This window comes from Rhizobium sp. Leaf262 (assembly GCF_001422245.1).
Taxonomy (GTDB): Bacteria; Pseudomonadota; Alphaproteobacteria; order Rhizobiales; family Rhizobiaceae; genus Agrobacterium.
On sequence record NZ_LMMM01000007.1, the window covers coordinates 193,832 to 217,564 of the forward strand.

Below are 23,733 nucleotides of genomic sequence, written 5' to 3' on the forward strand. Positions count from 1 at the left end.
CTTCATGAAGAAAACCACAGCCACAGCACGACCGGAACCGGCCGTGCCTCCCACTCTCAAAGTTTCGTCTCTTCACGTTCAGTCTTTACCGGCAAGGACGCAACCGGTTTTTCCGTCTTGGACGGATAAAACGTATAGGACAGGGTCAATGTATGGATGTTCTTCGTTTCCCGAGCCTTGACGATCTCGGGATCGATAAAGAACACGACAGGCATTTCCAGCGTTTCGCCGGGCTGCAGCGTCGTTTCCGTAAAGCAGAAACAGTGCACCTTGTTGAAATAAGCTCCGGCTTCCATCGGCGTGACGTTAAAGACGGCGGAGCCCGTCGTTGCGACAGGCGAACGGTTCGTTGCCTTGAACGTCACCTGGATGGTCTCACCGATCTTCGGCTCCACCTGCCTGTCGACGGGGCGGAAATCCCAGTTGAGACCGGTCGATGTGTTGGCATCGAACGTGACCTTCATCGTCTTGTCGAGAATGAGGTCGGAATATTGCTCCACACGCTGGGTGGTGCCGTTATAGCCGGTGACCTGGCAAAACAGGCGATAAAGCGGGACCGAGGCATAGGCCATGCCGACCATGCCGCAGACGAAAACAAGGCACAGCAAAAGGATCGAACCGTTGCTCGTCCTCTTCGTGGTCGTTTCTGTTGCCATATCGCCTCCCCCTCCTGTGCGTCGACGGTTAGAAATCGCCGATTTTTATGACGGTGATGATGTAGAAAAGAACGACGAGCGCGGCCAGCAAAAGACCGAGCGCCACATTGCGGTTTCGTCTCGACCGTTTCTGCGCATCGTTGAGCTTGATGGTTTCCATTATGCCGCTCCTGCAAACAGCGTCAGAAACGACGGCGCCAGATGGTCGGCCAGCAGGCCGGAGAAAATGGCGAAGAGATAGAAGACCGAGTAGGCAAACATCTTCTTGGCCTGCATCATGCGCTCGTCACCATCGGGCATGCGCCGCACCGAGATGGAACAGATGATGAAGATGACGCTGAGAACCGCAGCAAAGATGCCGTAACCCACCCCGGCCAGACCGGTAAAATAGGGCGCGACCGCAGCAACAGCTGTCAGCACCGCATAGACGATCATCTGGTTCTTGGTAGAACGCTCACCGGCCACATTCGGCATCATGGGGATGCCGACGGAACCGTAATCGCGCATCTTGAAGAGGGCAAGCGCCCAGAAATGCGCAGGCGTCCACAAAAAGATGATGAGAAAGAGGATGGTGCTGTCGAGCGAAATACCGCCGGTAACGCACGCCCAGCCCAGCATGGGCGGGAAAGCGCCAGCGGCCCCGCCGATGACGATGTTCTGCGGCGTCGAGCGCTTCAGCCACATCGTATAGACGACGGCGTAGAAGAAAATCGTGAAAGCCAGCAGCCCGGCTGCAAACCAGTTGACCGCAAGACCGAGAATGGCGACCGAAAAGGCCGACAGGGTCAGGCCGAAGGCCAGTGCTTCGTTCGGCGCAATGCGGCCCGAGGGAATGGGGCGCTTGGCAGTGCGGGTCATGACAGCATCGATATCGGCGTCGTACCACATGTTCAGCGCACCGGATGCACCGGCACCCACGGCGATGCAGAGGATCGCGACCACGGCCAGAACCGGATTGATGGTGCCGGGTGCAAGGACGAGGCCAGCGAAGCCCGTGAACACCACGAGCGACATGACGCGTGGCTTCAGCAATTCGAAATAATCGCGCGCGCCTGCTTCGGAAAGCACGAGACTATCCATTTCCAGCGTGTCGCGATTGTCGATAACGGTCATTTTTCCTGCTTTCATAGGAAACGCCGCGCATGGTTGCGGCGCTCCTTGGTATCTTTCATCTGAGCGTGGAACTGACATTTATCATGTCCAGCTCCGATAGACGCCTAGACAAAATGCCTCAGCGGATACGGGGAAGCTGTTCCCACTGGTGATATGGCGGCGGAGATGACAGCTGCCACTCCAGCGTCGTCGCACCTTCACCCCAAGGGTTGTCACCCGCCACGCGCTTCTTGGCGAAGGCTTCCCATACACCGGCGAGGAAGATGAGGACCGCCACGGCAGAGATATAAGAACCATAGGACGACACGGCATTCCAGTGTGCATAGGCATCCGGATAGTCGATGTAACGACGTGGCATACCAGCAAGACCAAGGAAGTGCTGCGGGAAGAAGATGAGGTTGACGCCGACGAACATGACCCAGAAGTGCAGGTTGCCGATCTTTTCGCTGTACATGTAACCGGTGATCTTCGGGAACCAGTAGTACCAGCCCGCAAAGATCGCAAAGACCGCGCCCAGCGACAGCACGTAATGGAAGTGGGCAACCACGTAGTATGTATCATGCAGCGAACGGTCGAGACCGGCATTGGCCAGCTGAACGCCCGTGACACCTCCCACGGTGAACAGGAAGATGAAGCCGATGGCCCAGATCATCGGTGTCGAGAAGGTCAAAGACCCGCCCCACATGGTTGCGATCCACGAGAAGATCTTGATGCCCGTGGGCACCGCGATGACCATGGTTGCGAAAACGAAGTAGCGCTGCGCTTCCAGTGACAGGCCGACCGTGTACATGTGGTGCGCCCACACGATGAAGCCGACCGCACCGATGGCGACCATGGCGTAGGCCATGCCGAGATAACCGAAGATCGGCTTCTTGGAGAAGGTCGAGACGATGTGGCTGATGATGCCGAAGCCGGGCAGGATCAGAATGTAGACTTCAGGGTGACCGAAGAACCAGAACAAGTGCTGATACAGGATCGGGTCGCCGCCACCTTCAGGTGCGAAGAATGTCGTTCCGAAGTTGCGGTCGGTCAGAAGCATGGTGATGCCACCTGCCAGAACCGGCAGCGAGAGCAGCAGGAGGAATGCCGTAACCAGCACCGACCAGGCAAACAGCGGCATCTTGTGCAGGGTCATGCCCGGCGCACGCATGTTGAGAATGGTGGTGATGAAGTTGATGGCACCCAGAATGGAGGACACACCGGCAATGTGAAGTGCAAAGATCGCCAGATCCACCGCGGGCCCGGGCATGCCGCTGGTCGAGAGCGGCGGATACATGGTCCAGCCACCGCCGACACCGTAGGCGCCTGCCGGTCCTTCAACGAAGAGCGACAAAAGCAGAAGGATGAAGGCCGGAACAATGAGCCAGAAGGAGATGTTATTGAGACGCGGGAAAGCCATGTCAGGCGCGCCGATCATGATCGGCACCATCCAGTTGGCGAAACCGCCGATCATGGCGGGCATGACCATAAAGAAGATCATGATGAGCGCATGCGCGGTCGTGAACACATTGTACATGTGCTTGCCACCGTCGATAGCGGCGTCGCCCTCGAAACCATAGACCATGGTTGCGAGACCATGGAAAATCTGAATGCCCGGTTCCTGCAGCTCCATACGCATCACGACCGAAAGGCCGCCGCCGATGATACCGGCGATGATTGCGAAGATCAGATAGAGCGTACCGATATCCTTGTGGTTCGTCGACAGGAACCAGCGTTGAACAAAGGTCGGCGTATGCGCATGGTGCGCGTGGTCGTCATGATGAACGTCATGGGCGTGAGAGTGATGATCGTCGTGTGCGGATGGTCCAGCCATTGTCCTCACTCCTTACCTTACTTGGTTTCGTTTTCGGCAACCTGAACGGTGCTTGGCGCACCATCCACGGAAGCCATGAGCGCCCGGTTCGCACCGCTCAGATCTGAGGCGGCAGCGGCATGCCAGGTGTTGTACTGCTCTTCGGAAACCACCCGTATGGCGATAGGCATGAAGGCGTGGTCCTTGCCGCAAAGCTCGGAGCACTGGCCGTAATAAAGACCTTCCTTTTCAGGCTTGAACCATGTCTCGTTCAAACGGCCCGGCACGGCATCGATCTTGACACCAAAGGCAGGCATGGCGAAGGCGTGAATGACGTCGGTCGGTGCGGCGGTGACCAGCAGGCGCACCGTCTTGCCAACGGGCACGACCATTTCGTTGTCCACGGCCAGAAGGCGCGGATAACGGGCAACATCCTGCTTGCCAGCGGCGGCGCGATCCGGCTCCTTCAGCATGTAGCTGTCGAATGCCAGTGCTTCGGCACCCTCGGCGGCCGTGTATTCGTAGTTCCACTGCCACTGCGTGGCGGTCGCCTTCAGCGTCAGATCGGGATTTTCCGGCTGCGTCAGCTGCGCATTGAGCAGGTTGAACGAGGGAAAGGCCAGGAACATGAGAATGAGGACCGGCGCCAGCGTCCAGACGATCTCGATGGCAGTGTTGTGGCTCGTCTTGGAAGGTACCGGGTTCTTTGCTGCACGGAACTTCACCGCAACGATAATCAACAATGCCAGCACGAACAGCGTGACCGGAACGATGAACCAAAGCGTATATTGTTCGAACCAGCGAATCTCATGCATGATGGGCGTTGCCGCCTCCTGCAATCCCATTTGCCAGTCCCGCGGCTGATCGGCGCGGGCGCCGACAGCCGTGAGCAGACAGATGGCGCCCACCAAGCTTGCGTAAATCCTGTTAGTCACGGTACCTCTCCCTCACGCGCTTGATCATGATCAATCTCAAACGCAGAATCCATGCATATAGAGTAGACTTCAAATCATAGTTTGCCCTTCGCCGCAATATCGCCTTGGTTGGCAACCCATGCATTTTTAACGCTAAAGGTTCCGGTTTCGACAGAGGCGAGAGCCTTAAAACCACAGGGCCGGACGGCTTGCGGTGCCTGAACCCCGAAGCGATCTGCCGGCAAAGTCCTATTTTGGCCGCACTCGCTTGGAATTGAGGATTGCGGCTCTTTCCTTGTCCCTGACGGCAAGTCAAAATAGCGGCACTGATTCGAATTCTGAGGTATCCATGCGTCTGTCCCCGATTGCGCGCGCTTTTCTTTTCGCCGCCGGTCTTTCCCTTACTGTTCCCGCTGCGGGCTTTGCCCAGCAACAGCCGGGCACACCGAAATCGACGCATGGCGCGTGGTCTGTCATTTGCGACAAGCCAGCTGGCGCTTCGGAAGAGCAATGTGCCTTGATGCAAAACGTCATCGCCGATGACCGTCCGGAAGTCGGCCTTTCCGTCGTCATCCTTAAGACTGCTGACCGAAAGTCTCGCATCCTGCGCATTCTCGCCCCTCTGGGTGTGCTGCTGAAGGACGGGATGGAACTATACATCGACAATAACAATATTGGCCGTGCTTATTTCACACGCTGCTTTTCTGAAGGTTGCTATGTCGAGGTCGATATCGACGACGAGCTGCTGAAGGTACTGCGTGCGGGCAAGAACGCCGTCTTTGCACTGCGTGAAGCGGTCGATCAGGATCGCGTCGGCATTCCCATCGAACTTCGCGGCTTTGCCGAAGGCTACGACGCCCTGCCCTGATCAATCTTGCGCGTGGCGGTTCCAGCACTTAAATGCGCAGTAGCATCGGGCCGAAACGCGTCACGCGGTTCGGATAATCCGTTGCGAAAGACAAGCCAGGACCGGAGCACGCAATGACCCAAGACCTTTTGACCCTGTTCGATTGCGATGAAGGGCAGTTGCGCGCCAAGGTGGCCGAAGCGCTTGCCGGTGCCGACGATGGCGAGTTGTTCGTGGAACACGCGCAGGCGGAATCGCTGACATTTGATAATGGTCGCCTGAAAGGCGGCAGCTTCAACACCGATCAGGGCTTCGGTTTGCGCGCCGTCGCCGGCGAGACGGTGGGCTATGCCCATGCGGGCGAGCTTTCGCTGGCAGCTCTGGGTCGCGCCTCCGACGCGGTCGGCGCTGTGACGCGAGGCTATTCCGGCTCCTATGCAGCCGCCCCGCAGCGAACGAACAAGAAGCTTTACGGCGACGACAATCCGATCGGCGCGCCGAGCTTTGAGGAGAAGGTCAAGCTTCTCACCGAAATCGACAGCTATCTGCGCGACAAAGACCCGAAGGTGCGCCAGGTAACGGCCAGCGTTGCCGCCAGTTGGCAGGTGGTGGATATTCTGCGCGCCGATGGTCATCGCGTCAGCGACATCCGCCCTATGACCCGCATCAATATTTCCGTGGTCGCTGGCGAAGGTGACCGACAGGAAAGCGGCTCTTACGGCATCGGCGGCCGCGTCGGCTTTGGCGATTTCATTACAACCGAAAACTGGCAGCGCGGCGCGGATGAAGCCTTGCGCCAGGCTCTGGTCAACCTCACCGCCATCGATGCCCCTGCGGGCACCATGGATGTGGTGTTGGGCTCCGGCTGGCCGGGCGTGATGCTGCATGAGGCTGTTGGCCACGGTCTGGAAGGCGATTTCAATCGCAAGAAAACCTCGGCCTTTGCTGGCCTTCTCGGCGAAATGGTCGCAGCACCCGGCGTGACTGTGGTCGATGACGGCACGATCGACAATCGCCGCGGCTCGCTGACCGTCGACGACGAAGGCACGCCGTCGGGTTACAATGTGTTGATCGAAAACGGCAAGCTGGTCGGTTATATGCAGGACCGGCAGAATGCCCGGCTGATGGGTATGAAAGCCACCGGCAACGGACGCCGTCAGGGCTATTCGCATGTGCCCATGCCGCGCATGACCAACACCTATATGCTGGGTGGCGACAAGACACCGGAAGAAATCATCGCATCGGTCAAGAAGGGTATCTACGCGGTGTCCTTCGGCGGTGGTCAGGTGGATATCACATCCGGCAAATTCGTCTTCGGCTGCACGGAAGCCTATCTCATCGAAAACGGCAAGATCGGCGCACCGGTCAAAGGCGCGATGCTGATCGGCAACGGGCCGGATGCGATGAAACGCGTGACAATGATCGGCAACGACATGAAGCTCGACACCGGCATCGGCAATTGCGGCAAGGCAGGCCAGTGGGTGCCCGTCGGCGTCGGCCAGCCGCATCTGCGCATGGACCAGATTACCGTGGGCGGCACGAAGGCGTAACGGCGCGCTGCGCAAACCCGCTAAAATCGCTTTATTGTCGATATGGGTCTTGGTCGCCTCAAGCGTTCTCACACATCTGTGGCGCACGCGACCTGACTGGTTTCCGCAATTTCCGCAACCACTTGCCGAAAAGCTCGTCGGACTTTACGGGGCGGAGAACGCGGAGCAGGTGGCCGATTTGGGATTGATGATCGGCTTTGGCATAAGCACACCGCTCATGATCATCCTCACATTTGTTGCCTTGAGGCTGCTACGTTCGCGTTGAATGGATTTTCGACCTGCAACGTTTCCGGCCTATTGGAGTTACCTTTTCTGCGCATAAGCGCTATAGCAATTGTATTTTTAAAGGTGACATGGCCCAAAAATGACTTTCACAGCGAATGCCCTTGTTCCGGAACTGGCCGTCAGCGATTGGCCGAGAAGCCGTTCTTTTTATTGCGATCTCATTGGTTTTCACGTGGTCTACGAAAGACCTGAAGAAGGTTTTACCTATCTGGCGCTGGGCGACGCGCAGCTGATGATCGATCAGATCGGTGCCGGGCGTACCTTTGAAGATGAGACCGCACCCATGAAATACCCATTCGGCCGGGGTATGAACCTGCAACTGGTGGTGCCATCGCTTGAGGTCATTCTCGAGCGGCTGGAACGTGCCCGAGTTCCACTGTTTCTGCCCTTGGAAGAGAAATGGTATCGGCGCGGGGAGACGGAGGTTGGCAATCGGCAGTTCGTCGTCGCCGATCCGGACGGGTATCTCATCCGGCCATTCGAAAGCCTGGGCGAGCGCCCATTCCGGTTCGGTTAAACGATGGCTGGGCTGTTGCGTCGACCGAAGGCGATCATTTTCGATATGGACGGGTTGCTGATCGAAAGCGAGAAGCACTACCGGGATTCATTTCTAGCCGCATCCGATGAAGGCGGGCATGGCATGGCTGTCGATGTCTATCAACGGGTCTGCGGCAGTCCGTGGGATGTCATCACGAAAACCATACGCACAGAATACGGCCAGGATTTTCCGATGGATGCCTTTCGCGACGCGTGGCTTCGGCATCTGGCGATCAAGATGGCGGACGGCGTGGCGCTGAAAGCAGGTGTTTTCGAAATCCTCGATCTCCTGGATGAGCTCCGCCTGCCTCGGGCTATTGCCACATCATCCGGTCACGAGTCTGTCAATCGCCACCTTGGTCCTTTCGATGTGTTGCGCCGCTTCGATCACGTCCTCGCCCGTGGTGATTACGCAGAGCCGAAACCATCGCCCCTGCCCTATCTGACCGCCGCTGAACGTCTCGGGATCGATCCAAAGGATTGCGTGGCGCTTGAAGATTCCTATCACGGCGTCCAGTCCGCATGGAGTGCCGGCACCCAGACGATCATGGTGCCGGATGTCGCACCCGCTACGGATGCCATGCGGGAGAAATGCGTGGCGATCTGCGACAGCCTTTTCGACGTGGCAGCGCTTCTGAAATCCGTACAGAGCTAGAGAGCACCGGGCTCGAAAAGCCACTTGCGCTTGATGGAGGCTTCGAGATCAAGCCCGTTTTTGTGGGCAAGAAGCAGGACGTGGCCGAGGAGATCAGCGGTTTCGTCCGACAAATCCTGACGCATTTCCTCCTGCGTCTTGCCTTTGCTGCGCCCGCGACCGCTTAGCCGGTTCCACGCCTGCGTGACCTCACCGACCTCCTCCTGTAATTTCAGAAGAAACCAGTCAGGGTCTCGCTCGATATCATTGGCGCGGGCATATTTTTCCGAGGCAAGTTCAAATTGCTGCATGAGGTTAGAGAACATACGTTCCTCCTTTGTTCATGCAGCACTATTCACCATGATTCTCTCTTTGAGTCGATAGGATCATGCGGCACGGTTGGTGAGCGCGCCGCATGATGATGGGTCACGGATACATCCTTACCTTTGACCAATCGCCTTGAGGCGTATCCCGGCGGAATTCGACGCGGTCGTGCAGGCGGAATTTACCGTCCTGCCAGAATTCGATGGTCAGGGGCTGAATGCGAAACCCCGACCAGTGGGGCGGGCGGGGAATGTCGCCAACTGCATATTTCGCCGTGTAGGTCGCGACGGCTTTTTCCAATGCGAAACGGCTTTCCAGCGGACGCGACTGCTTGGATGCCCAGGCACCGATGCGGCTTCCACGGGGACGCGAGGCGTAATATTCATCCGCCTCTGCATCGCTGACGACTTCCACCAGGCCGCGGACGCGCACCTGTCTGCGCAGGCTTTTCCAGTGAAAGCACATGGCCGCCTTCTTTTGGCCAAGCAGTTCGTGGCCTTTGCGGCTTTCGAAGTTGGTGTAGAAAACGAAGCCCCGCTCATCGGCATGTTTCAACAGAACCATACGCACGCTGGGCATGCCTTCCTCGTCAACAGATGCGAGCGCCACGGCGTTCGGATCGTTGATTTCTTCGGTGGTTGCGTTGCGCAACCAGTCCGCAAAAAGTGAGAAAGGTTCATTTTCCTCAGTAAAGTCACTGGATGTTAACCGGCTTTCCGACATATTGAATAAAATGCTCCTGAGCTGATTTGCACACCAGAGATGGATTCTGGTTTAAAGATGGTGATCGTCATAGCAAAGTCGAACAGTCGAACAAAGAGCTTCTTGTCATCGGTCGCGCGCAGTTTCGCAACTGTGTCTATGCTCGTCGTGTTGACCGGTTGCGTCAGTCTCGATCTTTTCGGTGGAGACAAGGTCGATAAGTCCTTGTCTACGGCATCTGTTCCCAACCAGCCCAATACCCAAACGCTTTCGGATGACGCAACGATCCGCAACGCGGTCACGTCAGCCGATCTGGCGAAGATTTCCGACTCGCCTTTGCCCTGGGCCAATGCCGCCACCGGCAGCGCAGGTGTGGTGACCGCCATTCGCGAAGACAGAACGACCGGCTTCGTGTGCCGCGACTTCGACACGACCCGCCACTCCTTCGAAGGCGTCGCGAGCTACAGCGGTCAGGCCTGTCTTTCCGAGACGGGCGAGTGGTTGATGACGCGCTTCAATCAGAAATAAAACATTTACCCTGTCTTCCGTTAGGGGCGCGGCACCGGCCCCTGCCCGCAGGCCGTAAAGGTCTGATTAGCAACTTCTTGCGACAGTCGAACTCGATTTAAACCGAACGATGCAACGTAAAAGACGGCATGCACGTTCAAGACGGGTGTTCTTCGTGTTGCAGGCTTTTCATGACGAAAATTTCAGGCTGCGACCGGCAAGCGTAACTGGTGATCTGGATGCGTGATCCTTACTCTATTCTCGGCGTGCAAAAAGATGCCGGATCGGACGAAATCAAGGCGGCCTGGCGTTCACAGGCAAAGGCCGTTCACCCTGATCAGAACCGCAACGACCCGGACGCGACCGCCCGTTTCGCCGAAATAGGCCAGGCCTACGATCTGTTGAAAGACCCCAAGAAACGTGGTCTTTACGATCAGGCGCGGCGTGCTGCGGAAGGCAAAAAGCGTGAGCAGACCATCATGCAGCAGCGCGAGGCCGCCAAACAGGCAGCGGAACGCGCCAAGGCTGCAGACAAGCTGATGGAAGAACTGGCAAAAGCCCAGGCCCGCACCGCAAAGCCGGAAGCTGCCGCAGCATCAGCGGATTCAGCAAAGCCGGAATCGGCCGAAGACATGCTGGAACGTATCTTCGGCGCCGACGCGAAGGCCAAGGTGGCAGAATCGCAAGCCGAGACCTCCGAAAGCACGACCGAGGAAAGCGCTGCACAGCGCAAGGAAAAAGCGGAAGCCTCGGCAGCGCAGGCCACCAGCTTCTTCGCAGCAATCCTGCGCAAAATTCGCGGTACGGCAGCGACGCCTGAAAAGGCGCCTGACATCACAGCCGAAGCCACGGTCAGCGTGTCCGACCTTCTCGACAAGAAGTGGGTGACGCTCAACATGCCGGAAGACCGGGAGGTTCGCTTTCAGCTCGAGCCCGGCATGAGCGATGGCCACGTCGTTCGCCTCAAGGGTCAGGGATTGAAACTGCCGGAAGCCAGCCGCGGTGATCTCGTCGTCACATTGCTCGTCTCCCGCGACGGTCCTTTTTCCGTCAGGAATTTCGACATCCACACCACGCTCCCCATTTCGCTGGCAGATGCGGTGCTGGGCTGCGAGGCCGCCGTTCAGTCACCATTCGGCGAGCTGAAAGTAACGGTCCCTGCATGGTCCGGTTCGGATCGCGCCATTCGCGTCGAAGGCAAAGGCCTTGAGGACGGGCTTGGCGGCAACGGTGATCTCGTCGTGGAACTGCGCATCGTTCTGTTGGACACCCCCGATGCGAAAGTCATGGACCTCATGCGTCACATGCGCGAAGGGCTTTATCTGTAAGTTTGCGCACCAGTCTTGACGGCCGCTGTGGAAAGCCGTGAACAAAGCACTCTTTGTTACGTTCCCTAACGGGAGATGATCCCGGTCCTGCTTGAACCGGCCTTCGGCCTATGCCATAGGCAAGTTCGATTTAAGTATAGGGAGCATCCAATGGCTCAGACATCCGGCCTCATGGCTGGCAAACGCGGCCTCATCATGGGCGTCGCAAACAATCGCTCCATCGCATGGGGTATCGCCAAGGCATGTGCGGATGCTGGCGCTGAACTGGCATTCACATGGCAGGGCGATGCGCTGAAGAAGCGCGTTGAACCACTGGCGCAGGACCTTGGCGCCTTTATGGCCGGCCATTGCGACGTCACGGATCTAACAACGATCGACGCTGTTTTTGCCAATATCGAGGCGCATTGGGGCAAGATCGATTTCGTCGTTCACGCCATCGCCTTCTCGGACAAGGACGAATTGACCGGTCGCTATCTCGATACCAGCCGCGACAACTTCAATCGCACGATGGACATTTCGGTCTACTCGCTTGCGGCTGTTGCCAAGCGCGCAGAACCGGTCATGAATGATGGCGGCGCCTTGTTGACGCTGACCTATTATGGCGCGGAAAAGGTCATGCCGAACTACAACGTCATGGGCGTTGCAAAGGCAGCGTTGGAAGCGAGCGTTCGTTATCTGGCGGTAGATCTGGGCAATCGCGGCATTCGCGTCAACGCCGTGTCGGCTGGCCCGATCAAGACGCTTGCTGCCTCCGGCATTGGTGATTTCCGCTATATTCTCAAGTGGAACGAATACAATGCGCCGCTGAAGCGCACTGTCTCCATCGAGGAAGTCGGCAAGTCCGCGCTCTATCTTCTGTCCGATCTGTCCACCGGTGTGACGGGTGAAGTTCACCACGTCGATTCCGGTTACCACACGATCGGCATGAAAGCGGTGGACGCACCGGACATCTCCGTCGTAAAAGACTGAAATTCTGCATGTCGCGCAAAAGTGTAAAGCACTCTTGCGCGACATGTGCGATCAACGCCCAGAGGCCGTAACGCGATGCGATCCCGGCCCTACGCCTGAAGACGACGCCGACGTTTCGCGACGCGACGCAGTCGATCCTAACGGACTGAATGAACGGGAGTGCCGCTTTGCTGGTCTATGTTATCCGTCACGGACAAACAGACTGGAATGCGATCCGCAGGCTTCAGGGCCAAAAAGACATTCCCCTCAATGATTTCGGTCGAACACAGGCTGTCGCGAACGGGCACGCCCTCGCTGCCATTCTCGGACCAACAGCGCTTGACTTCGATTATGTCGCCAGCCCGCTTGGGCGCACGCGCGAAACCATGGAATTGCTGCGCGGTGCCATGGGGCTAGACCCGGCTGCATACCGCACCGACGCACGCCTGGTCGAAGTCTCCTTCGGCGACTGGGAAGGCCATACGCTTCCCGAACTCAAGCGAGAACATCCCGAAAAGGTCAGAGCCCGCAAGGCTGCAAAATGGGATTTCATTCCACCAGGCGAGGACGCCGAAAGCTATGAGATACTCTCCTGGCGGATCGGCGCGTGGCTGACATCAGTCGATCGCCAGACAGTTTGCGTCTGCCACGGTGGCGTCATTCGCTCCATTTTCCGGCTCGTAACCGGCATGGAAAAGGACGAAGCCGCAGACATTCCTATCCCGCAGGACAGAATATTAAGGGTGGAAACCGAAAGGCGCACTGCCGAATGGGTCGAGGCGACGCTCGAAGCCTGAGACGTCCTACTGGATGACTTCCAGGTCGTCCACGACGCGCTTGCCATCGACCTCGGTGTAGAAAACAACAACCTTCACACCGGCCTGTAGTCCGTCGAAATTGAATTCTTCAGGCACCTTGTAGCTCTTGCCATCAGCCAATGTGATGGTGAGGCCCTTCACATCCACCTTGCTGATGGTCGATTCGACGTCAACGCTTTGCGAAAACGCGTTGAACGGAGCAAACAGACTTGCTGTGGCCATAAGTGCGGCAATCATCAAACGCATCGCTATAGCTTTCTTAAGGCTGCTGAAAAACTTGATATGCGACAAGATTTGCCTCCCGAATGTGGCGGAATTCGCCCGCAAGCATGACATTTTCGGTATAATTGATGAACGGATTTTAACTTTTAATCAAGCCTTTAGGCAACGTTTCATTCAATGGAACGCTAAAATGAAGCGCCGTTTCCCAAGTTGTTAAATTAGACCGAAATGAAACACCCGATATAGTTTTGGATTCAGAATATATTGTATTTTGCGCTGTATAGCAGAGCAAAATGCGATATTTCGAAGGATTATTACGTGAGTGTTTTGGCTGATATTGGGGCACGCCTTAACGAAATCATAAAACGAAGGATTGTTGCAGCGCTTCTGGCTCTTGCCATGGCGGGCATCATGTTCACCGCCTTCAATCTGGTCGATCATCGCAGCGCCGCCTCATTGCGCGAAGATCTCGAAACGCATGCGCAATACGCCCTCGATCTTTTGCACGATAGTCTTGTCATGCGGCTGAGCAGCGATGTCACGACGCTGACATCGCTGGGGCACTACGCGACCCTTTCTCCGGACACGTCGCCAAGCCTTGACAAGATTGCCGATTACCAGTTGCAGCAGTCCCATCACTTCATTGCCATCGGTTTCGCAAAGGATTTCCAGCTCCACAAACTCTACACGTCCCAAACCGCATCCGGCTTTCCCACGGAGCAGCTGGATACGATGCTGAACGAGCGGCTGGCAAAGCTGGCCGCCTTGCCCCAGGAACAGCGCCTGCCGGAAACCCAGATATTCGAAGCTGCGGAAGGTGGCACCATTCTTGTCATCGTCACCGTACCGCCCGCAGCCGTGGCCAGTGGCGAAAAGGACGATCTGGTGATGGCGGTCGTCGATCGACGCAAGCTTCTTCAGGGGATCGGCTACGACACGCTGTCGCCGTTAGACAGCACGTCCAACGATATCCGCTTTGAAATCCGCGATACCGTCACCAATGAAATCGTCAGCAGCGTGATCGAGCCGCTGCATGAAGACCCGCTCGTCAAGGCCGTGGACTTGCCCGGTTCGCGATGGGAAATCCGCGCGACACCTGCGTCGGGCTGGAATGCAGTAAAGCCCTATTATCAATCGCTTCGCACGATGCTTGCTATTGCCGGCATATCGATGCTCCTGCCCATCATCGTGGCGGCATTGCTGCTGTCGGAGCGAAACCGGAACATCAAGACGCTGCGTTCGCGAGAGGCCAAGCTGCTGGAACTCTCGCAACGGTTCAAGCTCGCCATCGATTCCTCCAGTATCGGCATTTGGGAAATCGAAAACGATACCTCGCGCTGTTACCTGGACGAACGCGCATCGAGCCTCCACGGCTTTCCGATGCTGGAACAGAACATGCTGCTGACCGACTGGTTGACGGCGCTGGTTGTCGAAGACCGCTCGAAGGCTGCGCGGTTCTTCTTCAATTGTTCCTCGAGACAGCAGACATCGTCCGAAGTTTACCGCATACCCGCAGCCGACGGCACGGTTCGTTATCTGCGTTCCGCTGGCTCGAGCTATACCAAACCGGATGGCAGCCACCAGACCACAGGCATATTGTGGGACGTGACGGCAGACATGATCATGGCGCAGCGGCTTCGCGAGGCCAAGGATACGAGCGACATCAAGAATGCCGAGCTGGAGCTTGCGCTGCAGGAGCTGTCCAGCCGAGAACACGAGCTCGAAGAGACGTCCGGTCGCCTTAGACTGGCTCTCGAAGCATATCATTGCGGCATCTGGGAATCGGCATTCGACTACTCCAACGCGATCTGGGACAATCGCATGTGCGAACTTTATGGCTTGCCGCCTCAGGACAACCGCCATGTGACGCGCGACGAATACCTCTCCTGCCTGCACCCGGAGGAACGGCCCATCGCCTTTGGAAACGGCCTGCGCCGCGATGACGATTCCGACCGCAACACGACCCAGCGTGTGCTTTTGCCGGATGGCTCCGTGCGCTACATCAAGGCCGTTGGTCGCGTGCACAACAGGCGCGACGGTACAAAACGGATCGTGGGCATCGCGTTCGACGTCACCGCGGATGTCCTGCTTTCGGAGCAGCTGAAAAACGCCAAGGACGAGGCGGAAGCCAAGAATGCCGAGCTGGAGCACGCCAAGACCCGTATCGAACACAACGCCCTGCATGATCCCCTCACCGGTCTTGCAAACCGCCGCAAGCTGGACCGGGAACTGGACGCGCTGTCAGTGCCGCTATCTGGCGAGCGCAAGCGTTTTGCCATTCTTCATCTGGATCTCGACCGTTTCAAGCAGATCAACGATACGCTGGGGCACGCCGCAGGCGACGCGGTGCTGATCCATGCGGCAAAGATTTTGACGCGAACAGTGCGGGCCGGCGACATCGTGGCGCGTATCGGCGGCGATGAATTCGTGATCCTCATGCCTTTGGCCGACAGGGACAATATCAAGTCGATCGCAACGAAGATCATTTCCGCCTTCAGTCATCCCTTCGACTTCGAGGGCTTTATCTGCCGGTGCGGTGTCTCCATCGGCATTGCATTCGATGAGGCAGGAACGGGCGATGCCCGCCGCACGCTCATCAACGCCGACCTGGCGCTCTACCGGGCCAAGGCCACGGGGCGTAACCGTTACGAATTCTTCACTCAGAACCTGCAAGCGGAAATCGTCAGCCATAAACGCACAGCCGACGAAATCCTTGCGGGGCTTGAGCGGGGAGAGTTCGAGGCGTGGTATCAGCCGCAATTTTCCGCGACCACCCATGCCTTGACCGGCGTGGAAGCCTTGGTGCGCTGGCGTCATCCCGTCAGGGGCATTCTGACCCCCGACAAGTTCCTCAAAATTGCCGAGGAGCTCAACGTCGTTTCGACCATTGACCATGTGGTGCTTCAGCATGCTTTGCAGGACCAGGAAATATGGCGTCTCAAGGGCATCGACGTTCCGCGCGTCTCCGTCAACGTCTCCGTTCGCCGCCTGCACGACGACAACCTCATCGAAAGTCTCAAGCAACTGCCGATCAAGCCCGGTCAAATGACCTTCGAACTGGTGGAGTCAATTTTTCTCGACGAGAACGAAGATATCGCCGCCAACAATATCGAACGTATCAAGGCGCTGGGCATCGACATCGAAATCGACGACTTCGGAACAGGCCATACGTCGATCATCAGCCTGTTGCGCCTCAAACCGAAGCGGCTGAAGATCGACCGGCAGCTGGTCATGCCAATTCTCACCTCGCCGCAGGAACGGTCCCTCGTGCGCTCGATTATCGATATTGCCAAGTCTCTCGGCGTCGAGACGATTGCAGAAGGTGTCGAAACGAAAGAACATGCTGCGCTGCTGCGGCAGCTGGGCTGCGATATCGTTCAGGGCTATGCGTTCGCCAAGCCGCTTTCGCCAGCGGACTTCTCCGAATTTGCCGGGGCTGAACAGTGGCGCAAGGTCTCTTGATGGAATAGGGGCGCCTTTACAGCTCTCAACTGGTCTTACGGCTGCGGGCGAAACATGTTCGCGCAAAGGCCTCGTGGCGCGAACCGAAGCGGCAAAAGAAAGGCTTTTGCCTTCCCGGCTTTTTACACTATGAAAAAGCCTGTTTCTGAAAACGCGTTTCGCCAGTGGAACGCCGCTGCTCGGTTTGATCACATGTCGCATAACACCTTCGGTTATCTCTTCCGCGTTTCCACCTGGGGCGAAAGCCACGGCCCGGCACTGGGCTGTGTGATTGACGGCTGCCCTCCGGGCATCCGCTTCACGCTTTCCGAGGTGCAGGCGTGGATGGACAAGCGCAAGCCCGGCCAGAACCGCTTCGTGACCCAGCGGCGCGAAGACGATATCGTCAAGGTTCTCTCCGGCGTGATGATGGATGAGGACGGCGAGACGATGATCACGACCGGCACGCCGGTGTCGATGATGATCGAAAACACCGACCAGCGCTCCAAGGATTATGGCGAGATCGCCAGAAGTTTCCGCCCCGGCCATGCGGACTTTACCTATGATCTTAAATACGGCATTCGCGATTATCGCGGCGGCGGTCGCTCGTCTGCGCGCGAAACCGCTGCGCGCGTGGCTGCCGGGGCGCTGGCCCGCAAGGTGGTGCCGAGCCTCGACGTGCGCGGCGCGCTGGTGCAGATCGGCAAGCACAAGATCAACCGCGCCAACTGGGATTGGAATCAGGTCGATCAGAACCCCTTCTTCTGCCCGGATGCGGCGATGGTGCCGGTGTGGGAAGAATATCTCGATGGCATCCGCAAGGCTGGATCTTCCATCGGTGCCGTGGTGGAAGTCGTGGCTGAGGGTGTCCCCGCCGGTATCGGTGCGCCGATCTATGCCAAGCTCGATCAGGATATCGCCTCCAACCTCATGTCCATCAATGCCGTCAAGGGCGTGGAAATCGGCGAGGGTTTCGCCTCTGCCGAACTGACCGGCGAGGAAAATGCCGATGAAATGCGGATGGGCAATGACGGCAAGCCGCTTTTCCTGTCCAACCATGCGGGCGGCATTCTGGGCGGCATCGCCACCGGTCAGCCGGTCGTTGCGCGCTTTGCCATCAAGCCGACATCGTCCATTCTGACAGAGCGTCAATCCATCGATGCCGATGGCAACAATGTCGATGTGCGTACCAAGGGTCGCCACGATCCGTGTGTCGGCATCCGTGCCGTACCGATTGGCGAAGCCATGGTGGCCTGCACGGTTGCCGACCATTATCTCAGAGACCGCGGCCAGACCGGGCGTTTGAAATAGGAACCTAGCATGGCATATGATCAGAAGCGTGTCGTTGAAGCTATCCGTGCCTTCGAGGCTGGTGAAATCGTCGTGGTCATGGATGACGACGACCGCGAAAACGAAGGCGATCTCATCGTTGCCGCCGTGCACTGCACCCCGGAAAAGATGGCCTTCATCGTGCGCCACACCTCCGGCATCGTCTGCGCCCCCATGCCGCGTGAAGAGGCGAAACGCCTCAACCTCAATGCCATGGTTGCGGAAAACGACAGCGCGCATACGACAGCCTTTACCGTTTCGGTGGACTTCAAACACGGCACGACGACCGGCATTTCCGCCAGCGACCGCAACGTGACGGTTCGCAATCTGGCCAACCCCAATGCGGGTGCTGCCGATTTCACCCGCCCCGGCCATATTTTCCCTCTGATATCCCGCGAAGGCGGCGTGCTCATGCGCTCCGGTCACACGGAAGCGGCGGTCGATCTGTGCAAACTCGCAGGCCTGCCACTCATCGGCGTCATCAGCGAGCTGGTGAACGACGACGGCACTGTGATGCGCGGCCCGCAGGTTTCCGCCTTTGCAGAGACCCATGGCATGAAACAGGTGTCTGTGGCCGATCTCATCGCCTATCGCCAACGCAAGGAAACGCTTGTCGAAAAGGAATCGGAGTTCACGCTCGACACGCCTTTCGGCCCCGCCAAAGCACAGACCTATTCCCTGCCTTGGGACCCGATGCAGCATATGGCCGTGATTTTCGGCGATATCCGCGACGGCGTCGATATTCCCGTGCGCCTGCACCCGGAAAACGTGGCCGACGATATCTTCGGCAAGAAACAGCCCGTGCAGCACTACATGGAGAAGATCGCAGCCGAAGGCCGTGGCGTCATCATCTACCTGCGCGAAGGCTCTGTTGGTGTCGGCCAGGTGGCCGGACGTCGCAAGTCCCGCGACCCCGATGAGGCCCACGCACAGGCCCGCTCGCGGGACGACGAATGGCTGGAAATCGGCCTTGGCGCACAAATCCTGAAAGAGCTTGGTATAAGCTCCATCAAGCTTCTCACCTCCCGCGAACGCCACTATGTCGGGCTAGAGGGTTTTGGCATTCAGATCAGCTCGACGGATATTGGGTGACGAATGCTTCCGTCATTCTCTTTTTCGAAGGGGAGAGCGGTCTGAGCTGACGCGCAGGAAATACATCTACCTCAGTCATCCCGCACTTGATGCGGGATTCAGCCGACGCGCGTCCGCGCGTCGAGAATAGCCTTTTCAGCCCAAAGACTTGAGCTGGCTAGACCCCGCATCAAGTGCTGGGTGACGGACGCGAAAACCTTTGCGGATCACCCGACCCACTGCCCTTTCACCCAAGCCACTCATCCAGATACCGCACACTCTCAACACCGGTAAACTTGGCAAGCCGGTTTAACTCCGCATCCAGCTTCGCCAATCGGCCGGAAGACGGACGAACGCCCTTTTCGAGCCAGAGGCGCTTCACATCCAGCGTTCCAACTTTACGCTCCGCCTTCATGTCGATGCGACCGATCAGCCTGTCCCCTTCCAGAAGCGGGAAGACGTAATAGCCATATTGCCGCTTCGGCTCCGGCACGAAGACTTCGATGCGGTAATAGAAACCGAACAGCCGCTCCGTGCGGGCGCGGTTGCGCAGCAGGGGATCGAACGGGCTGAGCACGCGGATGCGGTTGGGTGGCTCGATCCCGGCTTCCGCCTCGCCTGTGAAGCCTTCGAAAGCGTAGGAGATTCGTTCTTTGGCACCATCGGAAGAAGCGAGCGAGACTTCGCAGAGTTCATCGCGGTGATCGCTCACCCACTGCTTGGATTCCTGCGGCGTGACGATATCGAAGAAGGCTGAGATTTCGCCTGAGGTGGCAAAGCCAAGCCTCGTTAACGCTTCTCGGCAGGCCCAGTCTACGAAGTCGTCATGATGCACATCCAGGTCGTGATGCTCAGCCGGGATCACCCGCTCCGCCAGATCATAGACTTTCTGGAAATTGACACGGCCTGCCACCGCCAGTTTGCCGGTGTGCCAGAGATATTCGAGCGCCGTTTTCGACGGATGCCAGTTCCACCAGCCGCCGGACTGATGCCCTTCCGCCTTCATATCGCGCGACATGACGGGGCCGTTTTCGGCAATGCGCCGATATGTTTCCTCGAAGGCGGAATCGAAGCCCTCCCCGTGCCAGTTGCGCCAGCGCTCCTGAATGATCGGTTCACGGCGACGGAAGCGGTGTTTCCAATAGGGGTAGAAGGTCGCGGGCAGAATGGAGGCGTCATGCGTCCAGTGTTCGAACAGCGCCCGGTCTTTCTCCAGCAGTTCCGTCAAGTGCTGGCGCTTGTAGGTCTGATTGCGGGAAAAGATGATCTGGTGATGCGCCCGCTCGACGGTGGCAATGCTGTCCACCTGCACGAAGCCGATATCGGTGATCAGCTTCAACAGGTCGGCCTTGCTCATGGCGCGGCTAGGCGATGCGGAAAGCCCCTGTCGCGCCAGAAAGATACGTCGTGCTGCTTCGTTCGAAATCAGAATCGCCATGGTAAAAGCCTATGGTTGCTCAGCCGAAAAATCAATGTTCTTTTTTTGTTCCTTGTTTCGCTCGGCACCTCCAACGTTTATAGAAACGTCGACAGCATTTTGGGGACTGGCAGTTGAATATTCGTTTTCACGATGCGGGTGTGGCCTTTGAAGGCAGAGCGGCGGTCGAGCCCTTGACGCTGGCCCTAACCGAGCGGCGCATCGGCATCATCGGCCTCAACGGTTCAGGCAAGACGACGTTTGCGCGGATGATCAATGGTCTAACGAAACCGACCAGCGGCCATGTGAGCGTCAATGGGCTGGATACGGTCAAGGACGCGTCCGAGGTTTTGAAGGATGTCGGCTTCATCTTCCAGAACCCGCAAAACCAGATCATTCTGCCCATTATCAGAGACGACATCGCCTTCGGCCTGAAAAACAAGGGGCTGGATAGGGCTGCCATCGATGCTGCTGTCGATGCCACCTTGCAGCGCTTCGATATCCAGCCTCTGGCCAAGCGTCGCGCGCATGAGCTTTCCGGCGGCGAATTGCAGCTTTCTGCCTTGGCGGCACTGACCATAACCAATCCAAAAATCCTCATCATGGACGAGCCGACCAACCAGCTCGACCTCAAGAACCGTGCGCTGGTGGAGCGGACAATGGCGGGGCTGGAGCAGGACCTGATCGTCATCACCCACGATCTGCCGCTGCTGGAGAGTTTCGACCGCGTGCTTTTGTTCCATCAGAACAGGCTGCACGCCGATGCATCCCCCACCGAGGCGATCCGGCTTTACCGTGAACTGGCCCTGACATGAGAAGCCTCCACGTCGAAGGAAGCGGTTGGCTTTACCAGCTATCGCCGCGCATCAAGCTGGCGGGCCTTGCGCTGTTCAGCATCGCCCTCTTTCTCACGCGTGCTCCCCTCCTCCTCTTCGCTGCCGTTATGATATCGGGATTGGTGCTGTGGCAGGCACGTCTGGGGTTTCGGGAAACCGCGGCGCGACTGCGACCCGTTCTGCTCACCATCGCCATCATCGCCGTTTTCAGCTTCCTGCTGATTTCAGTGCTGGACGCGACGATTGCTCTCTTGCGGCTGACGGCGCTGACGCTGCTGGCAACGGCGATTACGGCCAGCGTCAGCATTTCTCAGTTCATGGATGAAATCACCTTTGCACTGCGTCCGCTAGAAAAAGTGGGCCTTGCCAAGGCTGTCGATGTTGGTCTGGCGGTCGGACTTGTCGTGCGTTTCGTGCCTGAGGTCATAAATCGCTATGAGACGCTGCGCGATGCTCACCGTGCGCGTGGAATGAAGGTGAGGCTGCACACGATCCTTGTTCCGCTCATCATTATGACGTTGAAGGATGCCGATGCTATCGCGGATGCCATTGACGCGCGCGGTTTCAGGGGCCAAACCTCGTCTCCTGATATTTAAAGATGGGAGCCTCTTGAGAATGAAAACCCGTGACCTCGTTCTGATCTCGCTGTTTTCAGCCATCATCATCGCGCTCGGCCTGTTGCCGCCGCTTCCGCTTGGCTTCATTCCCGTGCCCATCACCGCACAGTCGCTGGGCGTCATGCTGGCCGGCGTGGTGCTGGGGGCAAAGCGTGGCACGCTGGCGGTCCTGCTCACCATTCTCATCGCCGCCATTGGCCTGCCGGTTCTGTCTGGCGGTCGCGGTGGGCTCTCGATTTTCTATACGCCGACCACCGGTTATCTGATTGGCTGGATCGCTGCGGCCTTTACCACCGGCTATCTGTCTGAGCGTCTGGTTAATCGCGATCAATCACCCCTCACACAGGGCTTCGGCTTCTTTCTGGCGAGCGTCGCCGGTGGCGTCATCGTGCTCTATGCTTTCGGCATCACCTATCTCGGCTTTGCGACCGGCATCGGCTTTTCCAAGGCATTCGTCGGCTCCATGGCCTTCATTCCCGGCGATGTGCTCAAGGCCGTTCTCGCAGCCCTCGCTGGCCGCGCCGTGATGGCGGGATATCCCCTGCTGCCGCAGCGCGCATAACGCTGCCCATTTTCAGGAGTCACCGCCATGGCCACACGGCTTTACGAGCATCCGATATTCCTGGAACACATTACACCTGCGGGCCATCCAGAGCGACCCGACCGGCTGCGGTCGCTCAACATTGCGCTTGAGCATCCGAATTTCGAGCGGTTGGAGCGGAAAGAAGCACCGCAGGCGAATGAAGATGCCGTGTTGCTGGCCCACCCCGAGAGCCATCTAATCTCGGTCATGCGGCAAATCCCGGAAGAGGACGGCGAAATCAACCGCATCGAGGCCGATACCTATGCCTCGCCGAAAAGCCTGCAGGCGGCGCTGACCGGCATTGGCGCGGCTATGGCGGCGGTGGACGATGTGTTCAGCCGTGCTGCCGACAATGTTTTCGTGGCCAGCCGCCCGCCGGGCCACCATGCCGAGACAGAAAAGGCCATGGGCTTTTGCCTGTTCAACAATGCCGCCATCGCCGCCCGCCATGCGCAGAAGGTCCATGGCGCGGAACGCGTCGCCATCGTCGATTGGGACGTGCACCACGGCAATGGCACGCAGGACATTTTCTGGAACGACACATCGGTTCTGTTCTGCTCCACCCACCAGATGCCGCTTTACCCGTGGAGTGGCGACAAGCGCGAGACGGGCATCAAGAACAATGTCGTCAACGCGCCACTTTCACCCAATACCGGCAGCGACCATTTTCGCGAGGCGTTCAAATCCCGCGTGCTGCCGGCGCTTGCCGATTTCTCGCCCGATCTCATCATCATCTCGGCGGGTTTCGATGCGCATCACCGTGATCCCCTGGCGCAGATCAATCTGGTGGGGGATGATTTCGACTGGGCGACGGGGCGAATTCTGGAGATGGCCGACAAATTTGCCGCCAACCGGGTCGTCAGCCTGCTTGAAGGCGGTTATGATCTGGAAGGGCTGGCGGAATCGGCAGCCATGCATATTTTGAGAATGATGAAGGGTTGAACATGACGGAAAATGCCAACACAGCCGATGTCAGCGGTTATTCTTTCGAAAAGGCTGTCGCCGAGCTGGAAAGCATTGTCGCCCGTCTGGAACGCGGCGATGTGGCACTGGACGAATCCATCGCCATCTACGAGCGCGGCGAAGCCCTGAAGAAACATTGCGAAACCCTGCTGACAGCCGCTGAAAAGCGTATCGAGAAAATCCGTCTGGATCGGGCAGGAAAGCCGGTTGGTGTGGAGCCGCTGGACGGGGAATAAGTTTAGGTTGCCTTTCGGCAAATGACCGATGGTCTGACCCTTTACCGTCGTCATCCTCGGGCT

At 57.9% G+C, this 23,733-nt stretch carries 25 protein-coding genes; 16 read left to right on the plus strand and 9 right to left on the minus strand.

What is annotated here, in order from left to right; all coding sequences use genetic code 11:
* Nucleotides 1-56 precede the first annotated feature (56 nt).
* The 5 genes from ASF29_RS09920 to coxB all read right to left on the minus strand — a co-directional run bounded on the left by ASF29_RS09920 (nt 57) and on the right by coxB (nt 4,496).
* The gene (locus ASF29_RS09920; protein ID WP_062450521.1) at nt 57-656 is read right to left on the minus strand and encodes a cytochrome c oxidase assembly protein; all 600 of its coding nucleotides are present in this window, start codon (nt 654-656) and stop codon (nt 57-59) included.
* A 28-nt stretch (nt 657-684) separates the two neighbouring features.
* On the minus strand, nt 685-816 hold the full coding sequence (locus tag ASF29_RS25035) for a hypothetical protein (protein WP_062450522.1): 132 nt from the start codon (nt 814-816) through the stop codon (nt 685-687).
* Nucleotides 816-1,769, minus strand: a complete 954-nt coding sequence (locus ASF29_RS09930) for a heme o synthase (protein ID WP_062450523.1) — start codon at nt 1,767-1,769, stop codon at nt 816-818. Before ASF29_RS09930 ends, ASF29_RS25035 begins: the two co-directional genes overlap by 1 nt.
* A gap of 118 nt (nt 1,770-1,887) precedes the next feature.
* Nucleotides 1,888-3,582 (minus strand): cytochrome c oxidase subunit I, encoded by a 1,695-nt coding sequence (gene ctaD, locus ASF29_RS09935; protein WP_062450524.1) that lies wholly within the window; start codon nt 3,580-3,582, stop codon nt 1,888-1,890.
* Between the two features lie 17 nt (nt 3,583-3,599).
* A complete protein-coding gene (gene coxB, locus ASF29_RS09940; protein WP_062450525.1) occupies nt 3,600-4,496 on the minus strand; it encodes a cytochrome c oxidase subunit II in 897 nt (298 codons plus the stop codon).
* Between the two features lie 328 nt (nt 4,497-4,824).
* Between coxB and ASF29_RS09945 the strand changes: the two genes are divergently transcribed.
* The 4 genes from ASF29_RS09945 (at nt 4,825) to ASF29_RS09965 (ending at nt 8,349) form a co-directional block, all read left to right on the plus strand.
* Nucleotides 4,825-5,343 carry an invasion associated locus B family protein gene (locus ASF29_RS09945; RefSeq protein WP_062450526.1) on the plus strand — a complete coding sequence of 173 codons (519 nt, stop codon included), beginning with the start codon at nt 4,825-4,827 and terminating at the stop codon, nt 5,341-5,343.
* A 113-nt stretch (nt 5,344-5,456) separates the two neighbouring features.
* Nucleotides 5,457-6,872: a metalloprotease TldD gene (tldD, locus tag ASF29_RS09950; protein ID WP_062450527.1), complete on the plus strand. Its 1,416-nt coding sequence runs from the start codon at nt 5,457-5,459 to the stop codon at nt 6,870-6,872.
* A gap of 364 nt (nt 6,873-7,236) precedes the next feature.
* Complete coding sequence (locus ASF29_RS09960) at nt 7,237-7,674, plus strand: VOC family protein (RefSeq protein ID WP_062450529.1); 438 nt, start codon at nt 7,237-7,239, stop codon at nt 7,672-7,674.
* A 3-nt stretch (nt 7,675-7,677) separates the two neighbouring features.
* A complete protein-coding gene (locus tag ASF29_RS09965; RefSeq protein WP_062450530.1) occupies nt 7,678-8,349 on the plus strand; it encodes an HAD family phosphatase in 672 nt (223 codons plus the stop codon).
* Here ASF29_RS09965 and ASF29_RS09970 read toward each other — a convergent pair.
* Both ASF29_RS09970 and pdxH read right to left on the minus strand, forming a co-directional pair.
* Nucleotides 8,346-8,654, minus strand: coding sequence for a MazG nucleotide pyrophosphohydrolase domain-containing protein (locus ASF29_RS09970; protein WP_062450531.1), 309 nt, complete (start codon nt 8,652-8,654; stop codon nt 8,346-8,348). The two genes, ASF29_RS09965 and ASF29_RS09970, sit on opposite strands and share 4 nt — an antisense overlap.
* 100 nt (nt 8,655-8,754) lie before the next feature.
* Nucleotides 8,755-9,375, minus strand: a complete 621-nt coding sequence (gene pdxH, locus ASF29_RS09975) for a pyridoxamine 5'-phosphate oxidase (protein WP_062450532.1) — start codon at nt 9,373-9,375, stop codon at nt 8,755-8,757.
* A 102-nt stretch (nt 9,376-9,477) separates the two neighbouring features.
* On the opposite strand from pdxH, the gene ASF29_RS09980 reads away from it, so the two are divergent.
* The 4 genes from ASF29_RS09980 to ASF29_RS09995 all read left to right on the plus strand — a co-directional run bounded on the left by ASF29_RS09980 (nt 9,478) and on the right by ASF29_RS09995 (nt 12,934).
* Complete coding sequence (locus ASF29_RS09980; protein WP_244473528.1) at nt 9,478-9,882, plus strand: RT0821/Lpp0805 family surface protein; 405 nt, start codon at nt 9,478-9,480, stop codon at nt 9,880-9,882.
* A 218-nt stretch (nt 9,883-10,100) separates the two neighbouring features.
* On the plus strand, nt 10,101-11,189 hold the full coding sequence (locus ASF29_RS09985; protein ID WP_062450583.1) for a DnaJ C-terminal domain-containing protein: 1,089 nt from the start codon (nt 10,101-10,103) through the stop codon (nt 11,187-11,189).
* 150 nt (nt 11,190-11,339) lie between these two features.
* A complete protein-coding gene (gene fabI, locus ASF29_RS09990) occupies nt 11,340-12,158 on the plus strand; it encodes an enoyl-ACP reductase FabI (protein ID WP_062450533.1) in 819 nt (272 codons plus the stop codon).
* A 167-nt stretch (nt 12,159-12,325) separates the two neighbouring features.
* Nucleotides 12,326-12,934, plus strand: a complete 609-nt coding sequence (locus ASF29_RS09995; RefSeq protein ID WP_062450534.1) for a histidine phosphatase family protein — start codon at nt 12,326-12,328, stop codon at nt 12,932-12,934.
* A 6-nt stretch (nt 12,935-12,940) separates the two neighbouring features.
* Here ASF29_RS09995 and ASF29_RS10000 read toward each other — a convergent pair whose 3' ends face one another.
* On the minus strand, nt 12,941-13,201 hold the full coding sequence (locus tag ASF29_RS10000) for a DUF1344 domain-containing protein (protein ID WP_062450584.1): 261 nt from the start codon (nt 13,199-13,201) through the stop codon (nt 12,941-12,943).
* 294 nt (nt 13,202-13,495) lie between these two features.
* Between ASF29_RS10000 and ASF29_RS10005 the strand changes: the two genes are divergently transcribed.
* The 3 genes from ASF29_RS10005 to ribB all read left to right on the plus strand — a co-directional run bounded on the left by ASF29_RS10005 (nt 13,496) and on the right by ribB (nt 19,039).
* Entirely contained in the window at nt 13,496-16,639 is a 3,144-nt protein-coding gene (locus tag ASF29_RS10005) for an EAL domain-containing protein (RefSeq protein ID WP_062450585.1), read from the plus strand.
* 192 nt (nt 16,640-16,831) lie between these two features.
* Nucleotides 16,832-17,929, plus strand: a complete 1,098-nt coding sequence (gene aroC, locus ASF29_RS10010) for a chorismate synthase (protein ID WP_062450586.1) — start codon at nt 16,832-16,834, stop codon at nt 17,927-17,929.
* 9 nt (nt 17,930-17,938) lie between these two features.
* Complete coding sequence (gene ribB / locus ASF29_RS10015) at nt 17,939-19,039, plus strand: 3,4-dihydroxy-2-butanone-4-phosphate synthase (protein ID WP_062450535.1); 1,101 nt, start codon at nt 17,939-17,941, stop codon at nt 19,037-19,039.
* 226 nt (nt 19,040-19,265) lie between these two features.
* Here ribB and ASF29_RS10020 read toward each other — a convergent pair whose 3' ends face one another.
* On the minus strand, nt 19,266-20,456 hold the full coding sequence (locus ASF29_RS10020) for a winged helix-turn-helix domain-containing protein (RefSeq protein ID WP_062450536.1): 1,191 nt from the start codon (nt 20,454-20,456) through the stop codon (nt 19,266-19,268).
* A gap of 113 nt (nt 20,457-20,569) precedes the next feature.
* Between ASF29_RS10020 and ASF29_RS10025 the strand changes: the two genes are divergently transcribed.
* From ASF29_RS10025 to ASF29_RS10045, 5 genes are read left to right on the plus strand one after another with little or no spacing between them, the layout of a single operon-like run.
* Entirely contained in the window at nt 20,570-21,250 is a 681-nt protein-coding gene (locus ASF29_RS10025; RefSeq protein WP_062450537.1) for an energy-coupling factor ABC transporter ATP-binding protein, read from the plus strand.
* Complete coding sequence (locus ASF29_RS10030) at nt 21,247-21,867, plus strand: energy-coupling factor transporter transmembrane protein EcfT (protein WP_062450538.1); 621 nt, start codon at nt 21,247-21,249, stop codon at nt 21,865-21,867. Before ASF29_RS10025 ends, ASF29_RS10030 begins: the two co-directional genes overlap by 4 nt.
* 19 nt (nt 21,868-21,886) lie before the next feature.
* Entirely contained in the window at nt 21,887-22,450 is a 564-nt protein-coding gene (locus ASF29_RS10035) for a biotin transporter BioY (RefSeq protein ID WP_062450539.1), read from the plus strand.
* Between the two features lie 27 nt (nt 22,451-22,477).
* A complete protein-coding gene (locus ASF29_RS10040; RefSeq protein WP_062450540.1) occupies nt 22,478-23,413 on the plus strand; it encodes a histone deacetylase family protein in 936 nt (311 codons plus the stop codon).
* Nucleotides 23,414-23,415: 2 nt separating this feature from the next.
* Nucleotides 23,416-23,670 (plus strand): exodeoxyribonuclease VII small subunit, encoded by a 255-nt coding sequence (locus tag ASF29_RS10045; RefSeq protein WP_042618153.1) that lies wholly within the window; start codon nt 23,416-23,418, stop codon nt 23,668-23,670.
* The last annotated feature ends 63 nt before the right edge of the window (nt 23,671-23,733 follow it).

Coding starts and splice junctions, on each gene's coding strand:
- ASF29_RS09920 (WP_062450521.1), bottom strand. CDS start 656: ATGGCAACAGAAACGACCACGAAGAGGACGAGCAACGGTTCGATCCTT.
- ASF29_RS25035 (WP_062450522.1), bottom strand. CDS start 816: ATGGAAACCATCAAGCTCAACGATGCGCAGAAACGGTCGAGACGAAAC.
- ASF29_RS09930 (WP_062450523.1), bottom strand. CDS start 1,769: ATGACCGTTATCGACAATCGCGACACGCTGGAAATGGATAGTCTCGTG.
- ctaD (WP_062450524.1), bottom strand. CDS start 3,582: ATGGCTGGACCATCCGCACACGACGATCATCACTCTCACGCCCATGAC.
- ASF29_RS09945 (WP_062450526.1), top strand. CDS start 4,825: ATGCGTCTGTCCCCGATTGCGCGCGCTTTTCTTTTCGCCGCCGGTCTT.
- tldD (WP_062450527.1), top strand. CDS start 5,457: ATGACCCAAGACCTTTTGACCCTGTTCGATTGCGATGAAGGGCAGTTG.
- ASF29_RS09960 (WP_062450529.1), top strand. CDS start 7,237: ATGACTTTCACAGCGAATGCCCTTGTTCCGGAACTGGCCGTCAGCGAT.
- ASF29_RS09965 (WP_062450530.1), top strand. CDS start 7,678: ATGGCTGGGCTGTTGCGTCGACCGAAGGCGATCATTTTCGATATGGAC.
- ASF29_RS09970 (WP_062450531.1), bottom strand. CDS start 8,654: ATGTTCTCTAACCTCATGCAGCAATTTGAACTTGCCTCGGAAAAATAT.
- pdxH (WP_062450532.1), bottom strand. CDS start 9,375: ATGTCGGAAAGCCGGTTAACATCCAGTGACTTTACTGAGGAAAATGAA.
- ASF29_RS09985 (WP_062450583.1), top strand. CDS start 10,101: ATGCGTGATCCTTACTCTATTCTCGGCGTGCAAAAAGATGCCGGATCG.
- fabI (WP_062450533.1), top strand. CDS start 11,340: ATGGCTCAGACATCCGGCCTCATGGCTGGCAAACGCGGCCTCATCATG.
- ASF29_RS10000 (WP_062450584.1), bottom strand. CDS start 13,201: ATGCGTTTGATGATTGCCGCACTTATGGCCACAGCAAGTCTGTTTGCT.
- aroC (WP_062450586.1), top strand. CDS start 16,832: ATGTCGCATAACACCTTCGGTTATCTCTTCCGCGTTTCCACCTGGGGC.
- ribB (WP_062450535.1), top strand. CDS start 17,939: ATGGCATATGATCAGAAGCGTGTCGTTGAAGCTATCCGTGCCTTCGAG.
- ASF29_RS10020 (WP_062450536.1), bottom strand. CDS start 20,456: ATGGCGATTCTGATTTCGAACGAAGCAGCACGACGTATCTTTCTGGCG.
- ASF29_RS10030 (WP_062450538.1), top strand. CDS start 21,247: ATGAGAAGCCTCCACGTCGAAGGAAGCGGTTGGCTTTACCAGCTATCG.
- ASF29_RS10035 (WP_062450539.1), top strand. CDS start 21,887: ATGAAAACCCGTGACCTCGTTCTGATCTCGCTGTTTTCAGCCATCATC.
- ASF29_RS10040 (WP_062450540.1), top strand. CDS start 22,478: ATGGCCACACGGCTTTACGAGCATCCGATATTCCTGGAACACATTACA.
- ASF29_RS10045 (WP_042618153.1), top strand. CDS start 23,416: ATGACGGAAAATGCCAACACAGCCGATGTCAGCGGTTATTCTTTCGAA.